This is a genomic window from Priestia sp. VA7 (genome assembly GCF_055710015.1).
This window is the reverse complement of sequence record NZ_JBVQPN010000010.1, coordinates 41,664-58,291: the sequence shown is the minus strand read 5'-3', so window position 1 is coordinate 58,291 and position 16,628 is coordinate 41,664. Positions and strand designations below refer to the sequence as shown.

Annotated in this window: 10 protein-coding genes and 1 pseudogene; 6 read left to right on the top strand and 5 right to left on the bottom strand. The window is 33.0% G+C overall.

The genetic code is table 11. The features are described 5' to 3' along the window. Nucleotides 1-6: 6 nt before the first annotated feature. Together AC0C45_RS26600 and AC0C45_RS26595 are read left to right on the top strand one after the other, a co-directional pair. Nucleotides 7-1,560 (top strand): hypothetical protein, encoded by a 1,554-nt coding sequence (locus tag AC0C45_RS26600; protein ID WP_472929088.1) that lies wholly within the window; start codon nt 7-9, stop codon nt 1,558-1,560. A gap of 133 nt (nt 1,561-1,693) precedes the next feature. Then, the gene (locus AC0C45_RS26595; RefSeq protein ID WP_472929087.1) at nt 1,694-1,828 is read left to right on the top strand and encodes a hypothetical protein; all 135 of its coding nucleotides are present in this window, start codon (nt 1,694-1,696) and stop codon (nt 1,826-1,828) included. A gap of 138 nt (nt 1,829-1,966) precedes the next feature. On the opposite strand, the gene AC0C45_RS26590 is transcribed toward AC0C45_RS26595, so the two are convergent. After that, complete coding sequence (locus AC0C45_RS26590; RefSeq protein ID WP_472929086.1) at nt 1,967-4,159, bottom strand: anthranilate synthase component I; 2,193 nt, start codon at nt 4,157-4,159, stop codon at nt 1,967-1,969. Nucleotides 4,160-4,516: 357 nt separating this feature from the next. On the opposite strand from AC0C45_RS26590, the gene AC0C45_RS26585 reads away from it, so the two are divergent. Next, entirely contained in the window at nt 4,517-4,807 is a 291-nt protein-coding gene (locus tag AC0C45_RS26585; RefSeq protein ID WP_472929085.1) for a YolD-like family protein, read from the top strand. Between the two features lie 154 nt (nt 4,808-4,961). Here AC0C45_RS26585 and AC0C45_RS26580 read toward each other — a convergent pair whose 3' ends face one another. Next, nucleotides 4,962-5,162 (bottom strand): helix-turn-helix domain-containing protein, encoded by a 201-nt coding sequence (locus AC0C45_RS26580; protein ID WP_098399970.1) that lies wholly within the window; start codon nt 5,160-5,162, stop codon nt 4,962-4,964. Nucleotides 5,163-5,299: 137 nt separating this feature from the next. On the opposite strand from AC0C45_RS26580, the gene AC0C45_RS26575 reads away from it, so the two are divergent. The 3 genes and pseudogenes from AC0C45_RS26575 (at nt 5,300) to AC0C45_RS26565 (ending at nt 6,416) form a co-directional block, all read left to right on the top strand. After that, on the top strand, nt 5,300-5,452 hold the full coding sequence (locus AC0C45_RS26575; protein ID WP_472929084.1) for a hypothetical protein: 153 nt from the start codon (nt 5,300-5,302) through the stop codon (nt 5,450-5,452). Nucleotides 5,453-5,520: 68 nt separating this feature from the next. Next, on the top strand, nt 5,521-5,817 hold the full coding sequence (locus tag AC0C45_RS26570) for a hypothetical protein (protein WP_472929083.1): 297 nt from the start codon (nt 5,521-5,523) through the stop codon (nt 5,815-5,817). 427 nt (nt 5,818-6,244) lie between these two features. Next, nucleotides 6,245-6,416: pseudogene (locus AC0C45_RS26565) on the top strand (DUF8096 family protein). 134 nt (nt 6,417-6,550) lie between these two features. Here the strand turns inward: AC0C45_RS26565 and kynA are convergent. The 3 genes from kynA to AC0C45_RS26550 all read right to left on the bottom strand — a co-directional run bounded on the left by kynA (nt 6,551) and on the right by AC0C45_RS26550 (nt 16,569). After that, entirely contained in the window at nt 6,551-7,387 is an 837-nt protein-coding gene (kynA, locus tag AC0C45_RS26560; protein ID WP_472929082.1) for a tryptophan 2,3-dioxygenase, read from the bottom strand. A 215-nt stretch (nt 7,388-7,602) separates the two neighbouring features. After that, nucleotides 7,603-8,226 carry an arylformamidase gene (gene kynB / locus AC0C45_RS26555; RefSeq protein ID WP_472929081.1) on the bottom strand — a complete coding sequence of 208 codons (624 nt, stop codon included), beginning with the start codon at nt 8,224-8,226 and terminating at the stop codon, nt 7,603-7,605. Nucleotides 8,227-8,253: 27 nt separating this feature from the next. Further along, nucleotides 8,254-16,569, bottom strand: a complete 8,316-nt coding sequence (locus AC0C45_RS26550) for an amino acid adenylation domain-containing protein (protein ID WP_472929080.1) — start codon at nt 16,567-16,569, stop codon at nt 8,254-8,256. Between the last annotated feature and the right edge of the window lie 59 nt (nt 16,570-16,628).

Sequence of the window (16,628 nt, the reverse complement as noted above, 5' to 3'; positions counted from 1 at the left end):
AAGACAATGGATTTTGATATGCTAAGAAGTAAAATAGTTGAAGAAAGAGATACTATTTTATTTGATGAAGCTGTGATTTGTTTAAACGGTGGAGCCTTAAGAGCTGCGTATATTACTACATGGATTGCTACGGCTGAGTCATTGAAATTTAAATTTTACGATATGTCTTCTAGAGATCATGAAATTAAGAAAAAAGTAATTAGTAGCATAGAAAATTTTGAACAAAAACAAAAACCAACTGATAGCTTATTAATAAGATCTGCTGAAGATTTTGGTTTGATTACATCAGAGCAAAGATTGAAGTTAGAACATATGAAAAGTATGCGTGGTGTTTATGCTCATCCTCTTAGTACAGCCCCATCTAAAAATGAGGTTAGGCTTGCAATCGAATTAAGCGTAAATATCGTATTAAGCCAACCTGCTTTGTTAAAACATGCTTTTGTAAGTAGTTTGGTAACTTCTATTTTTGAAAATCATCACTATCTTGATGATAGTACAGAGACAGTCCAAAATGCTGCTACAAGCACTTTAAATCATATTCATCCAGCAGTATTTTCTTATTTTTTTAAGTTGCTAATTGAAAATTTAAGTAAGATATCTGGAGATATTACAAAGGAATTATTTGAAAGAAGAGGTTCTGTTTTCTTAGATGTACTACTTAAAAATCCAAACAATAATTTTTCGGATGATTTATGGCAAATAGATGTGTTGTTACATAAATATCCTTTAATCATAACTAAGGTATTTGTGAAAAAAGATTACTGGAGTCTCCTAGATGAAAGTATAAAAGATTCTATACTTGGTCATTTAATTGAGCCTATAGGTAATGATGGGAAATTTAAAACACCTAGTATAGATAACCTAACGAGTGTTTTGAATCTTTATAATGAAGATTCACTAAATGATAGGCATATCGAACGCTTTAAAACTGCTTTAGGGAAATGTAGTGTAACAAGAAAATTATCAGTAGGAGTACCTTTAGAATGGTATCAAGAAGAGTTTATTTCTGATTTAAAATCTTCTAACTGGTATGCCCAAAATCCAGTTGTAGAAGCAATTTTGGCTCTTGGAGTAGAAAAAATTAATACTCTTGGTTCGGAATTTTTAATTGAGTTAGGGAGAAATATATTGCAAGCTGCTGATGGTGGAGCTAGAGAGGCCGAAGCTTTTGTATCATCTTTATATAATAATGAATTTAAAAAATCTCCTTATCTTGTAGAAGGAATATTTTTAGAGACTTTTATTAATGAGGATAAAAGGTTTAGATTTAAGAAATATCGTTTAGCATCACTGAAAGCTGTATTGAATGCTGGTGAACAAGAAACGGAAAGAATAATTAATAATGCAATAGCATTATTAGACGGTTGTTCTCAAAAGAGCTGGCTCTTCCAAGAGAAAACATTCGAAGAATATTTAGAGTTTCTTGATAAACTAATTGGAGACGAACGCTTACAAGGCGTTCGAAGAGAATCAATAGAAAAGTTTAATGAGATGTTTAAAGAGACAAGAGATAGATTTAAAAAAGAAGAAGAGGAAGAAGATGCGAAGTTGGGCATTTGATTTAAAAAAAGTGAAACTTAAAAGCTAGGGCCTTTGAGTTTCGCTTTTTTTGTATAAAAGATTGTATATGGTTTGAAATTTTTAATCTGTTCGTTTAAAATAAGAACACATGTTCCTTTTTAGGGGGGTAAAAATGAATGAAGAAGCGCTAGAAAGAATTAGAAATGAGAAGCACAAAGATAGAGGAATGGTGGAAACAATAGCATATTATAAGGACGGGTATAAAGTATATAAAGATTATTATCCCCTTTTATTTGTTTTTTTATAGAATAGATAATAATACTGTAAATACATAGTATACATAGTATTTATTGAATACATAGAAAGGGGGCAACTTTGAAAGCTGCCCCCTTTCTATGTGTTGTTATTTTTCGTACTTAACGCCGAATTAGCATTTGCCTGGGATTTATAAAGAATATTTATCTCTTTGATTTTTTCTCTTTATGTTTTTCATGACGTTGTCAATCATTTTTAACCCCATGTTATTATGAGTTGTCAAAATGGATTCAGGATGGAATTGAACAGCTGAAATTGGAAGTTCTTTATGCTGAATCGCCATGACGACATCATCATCAGAAAAGGCTGTTATGTCAATGTTTTCTGGTACTTTTTCTGCATATAACGAGTGGTATCGACTAACATTAAATTTTTCCGGAAGACCATCCCACAAGTAACTTTGCTGAGTTTGTCTGACTATAGCAGGTTTACCATGTTGAGGGTAGTCTAAGATGTTAAGGGAACCTCCGAAGTGTTCTACAATACCCTGTAGGCCTAAACAAACGCCAAATAACGGTAAATCTCGTTCTAGGCACAAATTAATTGTATCTGATACATGAAACTGTTCTGGTTTTCCTGGACCCGGTGAAAGGACCACTAAATCGAATGACGGATTTTTTCTTATTGCTTCTTGTGCTTTTGGAGTACGAAGAGTTAATACTTCAGCACCTGTTTGCTTCATGTAATTAGCTAGTGTGTGTACAAAGGAATCTTCATGGTCAACTATTAATATTTTTTTTCCTTTCCCTGACTGATAAAGCTCACTCGATTGTTTACGATCACCCTTATTGGTTTCCCGAATTGCTTGAAGTAATCCTGCTGCCTTTGTTAATGTTTCTTGTTCTTCATCTTCAGGAACGGAATCATATAAAAGTGTAGCACCTACTCTAATTTCTGCTAATCCATTTTTCAATTTCATGGTTCTTAATGTTAACCCTGTGTTTAACGATCCATCGAAATTAAACCATCCTACAGCTCCACCATACCAGCCTCTTGGGGAATGTTCGTGATCTTCTATCCAACGGATAGCTGCTCGTTTTGGAGCTCCAGTAATCGTCACAGCCCACATATGAGTAAGAAAGGCATCTAACGCATCGAATTCAGGTCGTAGATGACCTTCCACGTGATCAACGGTATGAATTAAGTGCGAATACATTTCAATTTGTCGTCTTCCTATTACATTTACTGAACCAGGTTCGCATATCCGTGATTTATCATTACGGTCAACGTCAGTACACATTGTTAACTCTGCCTCATCTTTCGACGAATTCAATAATGTCCGTATTTGATCAGCATCTTCAATCGCATTTTTCCCACGTTTAATCGTGCCTGAAATAGGACATGTTTCGACTCGATCACCTTCCACTCGAACATACATCTCAGGGGATGAACCAACCAAAAATTCAGTTCCAAGGTTGATAATAAACCCATAAGGACTTGGATTTATACGTTGTAAACGTGTGAACACTTCTGATGGAGTACTCTCACATTTCTCAAACAATGAATGTGAGGGTACCACCTCAAAAAGATCACCTTTTTTAAATGATTTTATCGCCTTTCGAACAATATCAGCATAATCTCCTGGTTGATAGCTATTTGATTTACTAATTGAATCATAGTTATATTCCGCAAGCTCCCCATCCCTTGGGAGTCCTGTTGTACTTTTTCCTTCATAACTAAATTCATATGATAATTGGTAAGCACTTTCTAATTGATGATCGACAATAACTAATTCATCCGGAATATAAAGTACAATATCAGAATCATTAACGTGACGATGATTCTTTAATTTCATTGGTTCAAATTGAAAAACTAAATCATAACCAAATGCACCATACAATCCAAGAAATGAATCTTCACTAGAAGCAAAAAGAGATTTAATGGCCCTTATGATGGTAAAGATGGAGGGCTGTTGACTTCTTTTTTCCTCATCGTAAACTTCGTGATTTTCTTGAATCGTTCCGGTTAAAGACGTTTTATTAAGAACGAGAGAAGTAATTTCGGCTACACTCTGTAACTTGTTACCAATAGGGTTTAACAGGATTTCCCCTCTTTGGTTTTGAGCATATATACTAAACTTGTTTCCATTTGAACGAATTTCAAGTAAGGGATTATAAAAACCTGCATCCCAACGTGAATAACGCCCTGGGTATTCATATCTACTAGAAAATAGTGCACCTTTTTTACAATCAATTTCCTTAAGGATCGTCTCAGTCGCTGTCTCTAGATCCACTGAACACTTTCTTCGTGTGATTTCAATTCCTTCATTGGTAACATAATGGGTTTCGTCAAGAATGGGGATTTGACTCGATAAAATACTCAAATTAATTTTCCTCCTTATATAAGAGGAGTGAGGAATAAAACGTGAGAGTGTATTAACTTTAAAAAATAGAATCTCAAACTCGGCTCGGCTCAACTCTTCTCACTCTACAACTACCTACCTCAACTCTTCTAAACTTCTAACAAGTAAAATTTTACCTCAATTATAATTTAATAGTCAATAAATAGAACAGAATAATAAGATAAGTCGGATTATTCATGTAGTTTCAGAATCTTCCCCTTTTATCTTTCAATAAAAATTATTTAGGGATACATATATACATCGATACAGATATTACTACAAAAGAAACATCTTAAAGAATGTCTTGATAAAATGGTGAAATGGAGGGCTTTTGCGTCTATGCCTGAACAGTATATAGGTCTGACCAAGGTATTAGACAATCAATTGAAAGTTGAGCAGCCACTTTTATCCGCAGATCAAGTAGAGCAGATTAATCAAACACTCTCAGAAGCAATACATAACCAAAAAGAAGTTTATCTTACATATTACAAACAAGGTCACTGTATAACCGAAACAGGGCGAATTGAACATATAAATGTACATAAAAAATGTTTTTACTTTATTGATGAGGTATTTGAATTAAGAAATGAAATACCACTAACATCATTAATCGATCTTAGGTTTAAATAAGTTTATAATCAAAAACTAAAAAAGCAGCCAAAATAATATATTTTGGCTGCTTTTTAGCAAAGTTGAACAACTAGATAAGTTGATTCTAACATTATATTTTTCTTTTATATATTTTCACGAGGTAACCGCACATGAAAAGTGAGGTGATGAAGAATTATTCTTCAATTTCAAATAAATCCTCTAATGATACTCCTAGAGCTTTAGCGATTTTAAATAGATGCCAATCAATATGCTGATTATTTCGATCGAATCGTGAAATACTTGATTGGGGAACCCCTGACATTTCAGACAATTTCATTTGTGTCAGCCCTCTTTCTTTCATTAAAGCATTCAATCTAGGTTTTACAACGAACATGGGAATTCCTCCTAAATTAAGATTTAACCATTATACACTATACATAACCGAATAAGTATAAGGAAATCATTTACAACCCACTACCCACTAATGTATAATGGGTAAAAGTAGGAAATTAAATTTAGGGGGTATTAAAAATGAAGGTAAAAGAAAGCTATTATCGCTCTGTTCTGCGTCATTTTTTGAAGTATCCTAATGAGCATTTAAAAAATATGAATGATGATGATTGCGAAGAAGAATACGAAAGAATTGTTAGTAATGCTGCTTGGAGTGAAAAGTTTTACGTGTGAAGAATTAGGAAGTTTTACTACATTTTTAAATTCTAAATGTGTAGTAAAACCCAAAAGGAGCTGGTTTTATGAAAGTGAAAACAACAGAGCCTGGATATCTTGCAAAACAAAAATCAAAAGGAAAAACGTATTTATTTATAAAGAAAACCTATCGTGAAGGAAAAAAGGTGAGAAGTAAATCTCTATACAGTTTCGGGTCCATGCCGGAGGCCCTTGAACGTCTTTATTGGCTTCGCGATCATCCAGACTGTTTTCCAAAGGATTTGGAGAAAAAAGGTTTTACACTTGCTCATTTATATAAATGGATTTTAGCTATTGAAATAAGACAAAAAGAGAATGGGGCACCTTTTGATGTGTTTAAGTAAACTTTCTATAATTTAAAAAGGCCACTTAGTAATGAAGTGGCTTTTTGCTACATTAAAATTGTTAAAAGGTCATAAGTTAGCAACTTTACCGCGGTATCTACATAGTATCTAAAGGCTATCTACTTCGCTAGTGTTACCGCATTGATATAGGTTTTATGTACGTATTGGAGCTAATTTTGCTTAGTCTATGTTGGAGGTTAATTTATGTGTAATTTTAGAGTATACACTTTACGTGACGGTTCGAAGAGAACTATAAAACTAAAAGAAGGGGAATCCTTCAAACAGGAACTTCAAAGAGCAGCTATTCAAGAAACTCAAATTTTTCAGATGCAACTAGTGGAAAAACCACAGTAATTTTAAGGTAACTCTTTGAAATGCATTTATTCGTGTTAGTCTAATAAAAGCGAAATAGAAAAGAGTGATTAACATAGAAGAAAGACAGCAGCAAGAAATAGATCTTGATAAATTGTATGACTACGCAGAATATCCAGATAAGTGGTCGTTGCGATAATTGCAATTCAGCTTACTTCAAAAGTTCTGTAAAAGGTGGCGTTTTCTTAGGTGAATGTAGGGATTATGGCATGAAGAAGAGTATATAAGCATAGATGGTTATACAACAAAAAGAGAAGGTTTTTAGCCTTCTCTTTTTTAAAAATTCAATCTTGTTTTTACTCTTTTAAGAACTTGAGGTATACAATTTACAATGCTGCTGCCCCTGATTCCGATATATCTTTTAGAGCTTTGTTCTTAGGCTCCAGAGTTCTGGAAAGAAGTGTTCATCCAGAGCTTTTTTTAAATAATTAACTCCTGATGATCCACCCGTACCAACTTTATTACCTATAATTCTTTCTACAGTAATCATATGATTGAACCGCCAAAGTTGATGTTTGTTAGCGATATCCATCAACTTTTCGGCTAATTCATACAGGTCCCAGTATTGATTTGTATTTTTGTAGACACTTAACCATGCTTCCTCTACGCTAAAATTTAAATAATACTTTTGAGATAAATCTCTAAACAATACTTCTTGATCAATATTAAGTCCAGCATTTGCAAGAGCTTGTATAGATACATCATAAATACTTGGCTTTTGTAGGGCATCTTTTAACTCTTTGTATAACTCTTCTTGATTTTGGTAAACAAATAGGGTGTGCGCATTCTTGTTTCCTAATGTAAACTCTATTAATCTATTTTGATAAGATTGAAAACCAGAAGCTTGACCTAATGATTCTCGAAATTCTATATATTCTGAAGGTGTTAAAGTAGAAAGGACATCCCAAGAATTAATTAATTGTTCCTGAATTCTAGTTACACGTGATAACTTTTTTAAAGAGCCCTTTATATTCTTATTTTGAATTTCCGCAATAGCAGCTTCTAACTCATGTAATATTAACTTCATCCATAGCTCACTTGTTTGATGGATTATTATAAATAACATTTCATCATGGTGATTAGATAACCGATGCTGGCTAGATAGAATTTGATCAAGATACAAATAATCACCATAAGACATTCCATTTTTGTAGTTCTCTCTCATTTTTGTTTCTTGCTTGTCATAAGTACTTATCATCTTTATTCTCCTCTATAAACCTTGTTAACCCGGCAGAAAAACGTTTATCTCTAAGAGGTGGGTTAACATAGTAAATCACTTTTAATCGTCTGTTATATACCTCAAAAGTCACATTTTTCTATTTAATTCTTTTTGAAAATTTATACTTTAACTATTCAACCCATAGAAGCTTTTTGTGAAATCACTCCTATGGGTTGAATAGTTGTAATTTATTTTCAGTATCTTTTTAAAACAGCTCTAGTTGGACTTCCATCCCCCTCAGTGAGAGGAAGGGGAAGTGCGATTAACTCATAATCTCCGGGCATTATTTCGTCTAGTACAAGACCCTCTAAAATGTTGATTCCATAATGTGAAAATTCATGGTGAGCAACAAGCTCTTTACTATCTAATGGATCGATCGACGGCAAATCTAGACCTACAAGAAAAATTCCCTTTTTGTCCAAGTAGCTAGCTACTCCCTTATCTATATACGGTATTGACGAGGGAAACACTTCTCGATTGGTCCAAGCATCTGTGCGAATTATTAAACGTTCCACACTATCAAGTTCTAAGCCAGATAAAGTCTTTACGTCAATCTTCTCTTGATCTTTTACAACTACAACTCGAGCTTTGCCAATAAACTGATTAACATTTAAATCGGCAACCTTCTCTCCTTCATTCTGAAAATGAAATGGAGCATCAATATGTGTACCGGTATGCAAACTCATTGTAATTTGACCAACATTCACAGATCCACTTTGTTCTTTACTCCAATTGATTTTATAGGAAAAGGGAGTGTCATTAGTCCAGACAGCAACTCTTTCATTTAAAGGCTGTGAAATATCTATCCATTCGCTCATTATAGTTAACCTCATTCATTTACATTTTTAGTTTTTAATCAAAGTTGAGAACTCAGCAATGTTCTGGAAAATTTGTTTAATGATTGATACATTATGGCTTATGAATTCAGGACTTAAAAGTTCATCGTGTGTTCCTATTCCTTCATATTCTATATACTCTCTAGAAGTGTGGTTAGCCCATTTTTTCTTAAATTCATTTGTTATTGTATCAACTGTTAGGTTATGAATATTTGCTTCTATTTCCCCATTGTTGGTTAATTGTTCGAGATATAATTTGAATTTGTTATATTTATTCTTTGTATAAGACGTTGTTGCCCATTCTGGAAGGTTAGCCTGAGCTATTTCAATATATGGCAGTTTGTCTTTAAACATCTCATTAACCTCTATATTTCGTAAGGTAGCATCTAACATAATAATATCTGATACTTTTTTACCTTTTTTCTCTAAAAGTTTAGCAACTTCAAATGCTAGGTTTCCTCCAGCACAATATCCAAGAAGAATATAGGGACCTTCACTTTGAATGTCTAAAATATTTTGTACATACCTTTCTACCATTTCTTCATAATCTGAATATTGATCCATAAAATCTGTAACATATAAATTACAATTTCCTTTTAGTAGTTGAGCCATCTCAATAAATGTCATTCCTAAACCTAGACCAGTTGGAAAACAGAATACATTAATTTCGGTACCCTGAGTTAGGGGAATAAATTTCGTTTGATTTTTAACATCTATGTTAGTATTCATTAATTCAATAGCTAACAACTCAATAGTAGGATTCTCTAATATTTGCTGAATTGAAAAATCCCTACTTATCTCTTCATTTATGTGTTTGACTAAAGCTAACAACTTTAATGAATGACCACCTAAATCAAAGAAATTATCTGTTACTCCTACTCGTTTTACTCCTAAAACTTTTTTCCATATATCTACCAATTGGAGTTCGATAGGTGTTCTTGGAGCAAGAAATTCGGTACCTAAGTTCATTACATTAGGTTTTGGCAATGCTTTTCGATTAATTTTCCCATTATGTGTTAATGGCATTTCAGAAAGCTGTATAAAATAAGAAGGAATCATATAATCAGGTAACTTAGAAGATATAATTTTCTTAATTTCACTAACTGAATAGGTTCTATCAGCTACATAGTAAGCACACAAAGAATTATTGCTTTTTTCGTCTTTGTGAGTAATAACTATTGCTTCTGTCACCCCTTCCGTAGCAAGTAAGCAGTCCTCAATTTCACCGAGTTCAATACGATAGCCCCGTATTTTTACCTGGTGATCTATTCGTCCTAAAAACTCAACATCTCCACTCGGTAACCATCGAGCTAAATCACCTGTTCGGTACATCTTTGTTCCAGGTCTAAAGGGATTATTCACAAACTTCTCTGCTGTTAGATCTGGACGATTTAAATAACCCCTTGCCAGGCCTTCTCCACTAATACATAGCTCTCCAGCAACCCCTATAGGTTGTAGTTTATTATTACCGTCTACAATGTAGATATAATGATTTTGAATTGGCTTTCCTATAGGAATTAAGCTATTTACATAACCTGCCGTACTTAACCAAGTAGATGTACAAATAGTATTTTCTGTTGGTCCATAACCATTAATGTATAAAACATAATCCTTCCATTTATCAACTAAATCCCCTGAAGAAGACGATCCCGATGTCACTACTTTTTTCAATGATGGTAACTTACTCGGTTCTAGGTAAATTGCATAACCTGGAGTTAAAGATAAAGCTGTAATTTTATGTTCAATAATAAATTTTTCAAATAGGGAATAATCTAATACAACTGATTTAGATGGTACGTATAAAGTTGCACCACTAAAGAAAGCACTAAAGATTTCCCATAAAGATGCATCAAAAGATAGGTTGGCAAATTGAGCGACCCTATCACTTTTATTCATTTTTAATGTGTTTAAGAAATATAACTTTAAATTACATAAACCATGATGTTCTAACATTACACCTTTAGGATTTCCTGTAGTCCCTGAAGTATAAATTACATATGCCAAATTATTAGGTCCAACTACAGGATTCAAATTGCTAGCATCTTCATGGTAGGATTTTGAATCTGAAAGGTCTATAATTTCACCATTGAAATTAACCTCTTTATCTAAGTGTGATTGTAATAATATTCTGCTACCACAATCATCTAACATAAACTTTTTACGCTCATCTGGAAAATCTGGATCTACAGGTACATATACACCACCTGATTTTAAAATACCTAATATTCCAACTATCATCTCTACAGAACGATCCGTTATAATTGCTACTGATTGTTCTGGTTGTACTCCTCTTTCTCTTAATGTCCTAGCTAATTGATTTGCACGCTCATTAAGCTTCTTATAAGTTAGTTGGCGCTCTTCATAAACCACGGCAACTTGGTTAGGTGTCTGTTCTACTTGTTCTTCAAATAATTGATGAATGTTTTTATTGTTATGGGAACCTTCTTGGGTATCATTAAATACCTCTAAAATTTGTGTTTCTTCCTGAGAGGTAATTATATTTAAATCCTCAATACGGACTTTTGGGTTTTCTATTACTTGTTTGACAAGCTCGTTAAAGTGCTGGCCTATTCTTTCAACACCACTACGCCCATAAACATTAGAATTATATTCAAAATAAAGCTTTAACTCTTTGCCAGGAATAATTTTAATATTAAAATCATAATTAGTTTGTTCTTCCCCTACAAAGTTTTTAATTTTCAAGTTAAGTTTATTAGGAGTTACCCCTTCGATTGCCTGATCTAACGGATTATTTTGATATACCATAATATGATTAATCAAATTTTGTTTTTGGTCTGACTGTGATTGAACTTCATATAACGGGTACGTATCATATTTTTTTGAATCTATGCTCATTTTCTGCAACGATTTTAACTGTTCTGTTAAAGTAGTATCCTTTTCGCTACATACCCTAACAGGTATAGTGTTGATGAACAGACCAATCATATTCTCAATTCCTGAAATTTCCTCAGGTCGTCCAGACACTACAGTTCCAAATACTACATCTTTACTATTATTATATTTTTGGAGAAGTATTCCCCAAATTGTCTGGATTGTAGTGTTTAAAGTTACTCGGTTGAGACTTGATAGTTCTTGTAATTTCTTAGTTAGTTCCTCTCCTAAGTTACAAATGACGGTATCTAAATTGTAGATTGATTTTCCATTCTTAATATTGGCATTAGGTATACTAGTTTGCTCTTCATAGTTTTCCAGATATGAAAGCCAATATTTTTCTGCCTCTCTTTTATCTTGCTTATCCAACCATTCAATGTAACGGCTATATGGAACAGTCAAATTTTCTGGGTTGTTTGGTTTTTCTCCTTGTAGGCTAGCATTATAATCTTCTAACCATTCTTTCAAGATTAGGGGTATACACCAACCATCCATTAAAATATGATGAAAACTAAGTGTTACTTTATGAGTGTCTTGGCCAATTTTAAATATAACCACTCTTAGAAGTAAATCTTTTTCGAGGTCAAACCCATTCTTTTTATCTGAATTTAGGTATGATCGAATATAGCTATTTTGAGCTGAGTGATTTTTCTCGCTTATATCTTTATATAAGCACTGCAAAGGTCGCTGTTTATACACAACTTGAAGAGGATTACCTTCTTCACTTTGATAAATATTAGTTCTTAATATAGCATGCCTTTGGATAAGCTTTTCTAGACTATTTTTTAATACATCAAATTCAAGCTTCCCAGCTAATTCAAATGACATTTGTTCAAAGTAAGCTGTTTTTTCTTCATCGATAAGACTATGAAACAACATTCCTTTTTGCATTGGAGTAAGTTCATATATATCTTCTATCTCTCCTACTTCTTTTGTATAGTTCACTATAGATTTAAGTTGATTAGGAGATAAACCCTTTATAGTTAAATCACTTGGTGTCAGCTCTACATTAGTTTTATTTGTACAATGCTCAATGATATCGTTTATTGCTTTTAACATGTTACTACCTAATCTTTTGATAGTATCATCGTGATATTGAGTCTTACTGTAATTAATTTCAAAAACTAATTGTCCAGCTCGTACCATGCCACTAATATTTAAGTTATATAGCCTTTCCGTATTCTCATTCATAGTGTTACCACTTGCATAAGATGAAAATTCAAACGAGTTATTTTCTAAATCTTGATCCATCTGTCCTAAGTAGTTAAAACTAACTTCCGGTTTTAGATTATAAGAAATTTCATCTGGTTTTTTAGAGAGATAACGTAGCATACTATAACCTATACCTTTGTTTGGAATAGCTCTTAGGTTCTCTTTTATAACCTTTATATGATCTGATACATTACTATTAGATTTTATATGCAGTAATACAGGATATTGAGTTGTAAACCAGCCAACCGTTCGAGTTATATCTATTTCAGGAATAATAGACTCTCGTCCATGCCCCTCTAAATTAACTAAAATATTTTCGATCCCACTCCACTCATTTACTGCAGTTCCTAGAGCTGTTAATAACAAATCATTAATTTCGGTATTGTAAGCACGATTGGATTCCTTTAAAAGCTTATCAGTTTGCTCACTTGTACAATTAACTGTAATAATAGCGCTATCTTTATTTAAAGAGACTTGTGATTCATAATCTTTAGGTAAATGTTCAAAATTTAATGTTTCAATTTGATTCCAATATTGTCTTTCTTTTTGTAGACTTTCAGTATTAGCATATTCGACTAGATGTTCAGACCAAGTTTTAAAGGAATCTGTTTTAAATGGTAGCTTAATTTCTTCACCTTGTATGAATTGATTATAAGCAGTTCGTAAATCCTCAAATAGTATGCGCCATGACACCATATCAATGACCAAGTGGTGAATGGCAATTAATAAATGGTCACCTTTAGAAGTTTGAAACAATCCAACTTTAATTAATGGTCCATTTTTAATATCCATACTACTTTGAATTTTATTTGCCTTATTATTAATAGTGTCCTCTATATTTTCCTCATTACGTAAATTAAATATTTCTAGCTCGAATAGAGAACCTTCATCTATTCCTCGAACTCTAGCTTGATGCTTCTCTTTTACTTTATTAAAGACAGTGCGAAGAGCATCATGGTGGCAAACAATCTTTGTTAAAGCTTCTTTTAAGGCTTCTATATTAAAACTTTCCTTTTGATATAACATCATAGCTTGATTGAAATGATGATTTACGAACGAAGCCTCAAAGAAATATAGCTGAATTGGAGTCAATGGCGATATACCTTTCACCTCTCCCTGATCTGCCAAAATTGTAGAAGTTTCTACTTGTCCACTAAGTTGTGCTATAGTAGGAGACTGCATTAAATCTTTTACAGACACTTTATACCCTTTTTGAAGGAGTCTTGCTGAAACCTGAATAGATTTAATAGAATCTCCGCCTAAATCATAAAAGTTATCTAATATGCCTATATGTTTCATACCTAAAACATTTTGCCAAACAGCGACTAGATCCTCTTCAACCTTTGTTCGTGGAGCAACATAATTATCTCCAACATCACTATTCACATTGGGAACAGGCAAGGCTTTATAATCTATTTTGCCATTAGGGGTTAAAGGGTATTTTTCAACCTTTACAAAATGGGCAGGGATCATATAATTAGGAAGCTGTTGGGATAGCATCTCTTTAAGTTCACTAGCTTTAAAAGTTTTATTATTTCCGATGTAATAAGCACAAAGAGATTTTTCTAATTCGTTAATTCCTACAGTAGTTACAATCACCTCTTCAATACCTTTTAAACTTGTTATTGCTTTCTCTACTTCTGCAATCTCTATACGATGGCCCCTAATTTTTACTTGATCATCTATTCGTCCAAGGTACCTGATGTGACCGTTAGGTAGCCACATTGCAAGATCTCCTGTATGATACAGCTTTTCGCCAGCATAAAAAGGATTATCTTGAAACTTTTGGCTTGTTAACTCTGGCAGGTTTAAATACCCTCTTGCTAAACCAACTCCACTTATACATAATTCCCCCGCAACTCCGATAGGTTGAAGGTTATTATTTGAGTTCATTATATATACATGATGATTTGCTACAGGAGAGCCAATAGAAATTACATCACTAGAATCCTCTTTGGTATTCCATAGCGTTGTAATTATACTGTCTTCAGTTGGACCATATGCATTAATGTATTTTACTTTTCGTTTCCATTTGTCCACTATATCTGTTGAAGTAGGTGATCCACCTGTAAGTAAAGTTGTTAAATAAGGTAGAGCATTTGGATCTAAGTTAGACACATATGTAGGAGGCAATAATGCCGTAGTTATTGTATGGTCATTCATGTATTTTAAAAACAATTGGTAATCTAATATTGTAGATTTGCTAGGAATATATAAAGTCGCTCCTGTAAGTATAGATGTGAATATCTCCCAACTAGCAGCATCAAATGAAAAACTAGCAAATTGCAGCACTTTATCTTGACAGTTTATATTTATTTTTTTATTAAAATAAGTTGTTAAATTAGAAATCCCGTGATGTTCTATCATTACTCCCTTTGGTCTGCCTGTTGTTCCTGAAGTATAAATGACATAGGCTAAATTATTAGGGTTTACAATAGAATCTGAATTTGATTTCTTCGGTAAATAATTTGTTTTATCATCTAAATACAAAGTAGTCCCATCAAATGTATAATTTTCATCTATATTGTTTTGTGTTAGAAGAATATTAGCTCCTGAATCACTTAATATATAATCGATTCTATTTCTAGGATAATTAGGGTCGATAGGAACATAGGCTCCTCCAGCTTTAAGAACGGCAAGTATACCCACAACCATATAGGTAGAGCGTTCTACCATAATACCCACAAGTTGATCTGGACCAACATTATTTCCTCTTAAAGCTTGGGCAAGTTGATTGGCTTTTTCATTCAGTTCTCTATAAGTTAGAGACTTTTCTTCAGAAACGACAGCTAATTTATCTGGTGTTTTTTTTACTTGTTCTTCAAATAACTCATGTAAAGTTTGCTTATTTGGATACTCCATTTTAGTTTTATTAAATTCATTAATAATTAAATTACGTTCTTCAGGAAGCAAAACATCAATAGAACGAATTGGCCTATAAAAATACTCTGAAGCACCATTCTTCAAAAGGTTTATCCATCTATCTAAATGATATGTAAGATCAGACTTTTCATAAATCGCAGGGTTTGCATCCATATCTATACGCAAGTCCTGTCCATTGGATCTATAATAAACATTTATAGAGATATCTTCTACAGGCCCTGCTGACAAATTATGTGTAATTCCTTGAATTCCTGCAAAATTCAAGTTGTAATCAAAAGGCATGACATTTATTACAGGACCATACAGCTTGTTTCCACTGTTACTTAGGTTAAGATCCCTGCGTAATTGTTCTGGTCTATAATATTGGTGTTTTCGTATTTTTCTTATTTCTTCTGAGACTTGTTTACACATCTCTGATAAGCTAGCATTTGGTTCAAACATCAAGCGTAACGGTAAAATATTCATTACCATCCCAGGAGCTCTTAGTAATTTAGAACCTAAGCGACACATTGTAGGCAATCCTAAGATAATTTCTTTTGCCCCAGTAATTTTGTGTAGATAAACACCCGTAATAGCAATTACAAGATCTGACCAATTAACCTTTCCGTTTCTTGAAGCTACCTGCAAATTATTGAAATCTGTATTGGATAAGTATTCAGTTTCCCTATAGAAATCATTAGATGATCTTAAAGACTTATCCGATAAACTAACAACGTCCAGCGTTGAAGAAAAGTAATTTTTCCAAAACTGTTGATCTTGATAATATATATCTGATTGGTAGTACTTCTCGTCTTCTTCTATAATTGAAGTAAGAGGTTCAAATACGTTTTGTTCGTAAGCCTTTCCTGATTTTAGTGCAGAATAAATTTGCGCAACTCTCTTAGATATAAGAGAAAAACTAAAACCGTCTACGACAATATGGTGAATACATTGATACCAATAAAAATGGTTGTTTGCAATTTTAAAAATTGCTTGATTAAATAAAGGTCCCCTTTTCAGATCTACAGGTTCTTTTAATTTATTATGCATCCAGGTTAATGCTGCCTCATGTGGATTAATTTCTTCGCTTAAATCAAAATATTGTACAGGGATATCATTTACTTCATTAAAACTTTGATATAGCCCTTCCTTGTCTTCTCCAAAGTGTACGTGAAAAGAATCTAGTTCTAAAATTGTTTTTTTGATTGCTTCTTTTAAAACACTTACATCAATGTCCCCTTTGATTTCTGTATATTCTCCCGTATTAAAAATGGGATTCATTGGATCTAGCTGTTGTGCAAACCATATTTCAGATTGAGCACTGGATAAAGGAAGACGCGCATTTTGAGTTTTAATCATGAACACTTAACTCCTTTTTAAGTTTGTATGTATAAAAATATTGATGATAACAGTTAAAA

Excerpts from the sequence above, each read along its gene's own strand:
- kynA (WP_472929082.1), bottom strand. The coding sequence starts at position 7,387 with ATGATAAGTACTTATGACAAGCAAGAAACAAAAATGAGAGAGAACTAC.
- AC0C45_RS26575 (WP_472929084.1), top strand. The coding sequence starts at position 5,300 with ATGAAGGTAAAAGAAAGCTATTATCGCTCTGTTCTGCGTCATTTTTTG.
- AC0C45_RS26570 (WP_472929083.1), top strand. The coding sequence starts at position 5,521 with ATGAAAGTGAAAACAACAGAGCCTGGATATCTTGCAAAACAAAAATCA.
- AC0C45_RS26550 (WP_472929080.1), bottom strand. The coding sequence starts at position 16,569 with ATGATTAAAACTCAAAATGCGCGTCTTCCTTTATCCAGTGCTCAATCT.
- AC0C45_RS26595 (WP_472929087.1), top strand. The coding sequence starts at position 1,694 with ATGAATGAAGAAGCGCTAGAAAGAATTAGAAATGAGAAGCACAAAGAT.
- AC0C45_RS26580 (WP_098399970.1), bottom strand. The coding sequence starts at position 5,162 with ATGTTCGTTGTAAAACCTAGATTGAATGCTTTAATGAAAGAAAGAGGG.
- AC0C45_RS26600 (WP_472929088.1), top strand. The coding sequence starts at position 7 with ATGGATTTTGATATGCTAAGAAGTAAAATAGTTGAAGAAAGAGATACT.
- AC0C45_RS26585 (WP_472929085.1), top strand. The coding sequence starts at position 4,517 with ATGCCTGAACAGTATATAGGTCTGACCAAGGTATTAGACAATCAATTG.
- kynB (WP_472929081.1), bottom strand. The coding sequence starts at position 8,226 with ATGAGCGAATGGATAGATATTTCACAGCCTTTAAATGAAAGAGTTGCT.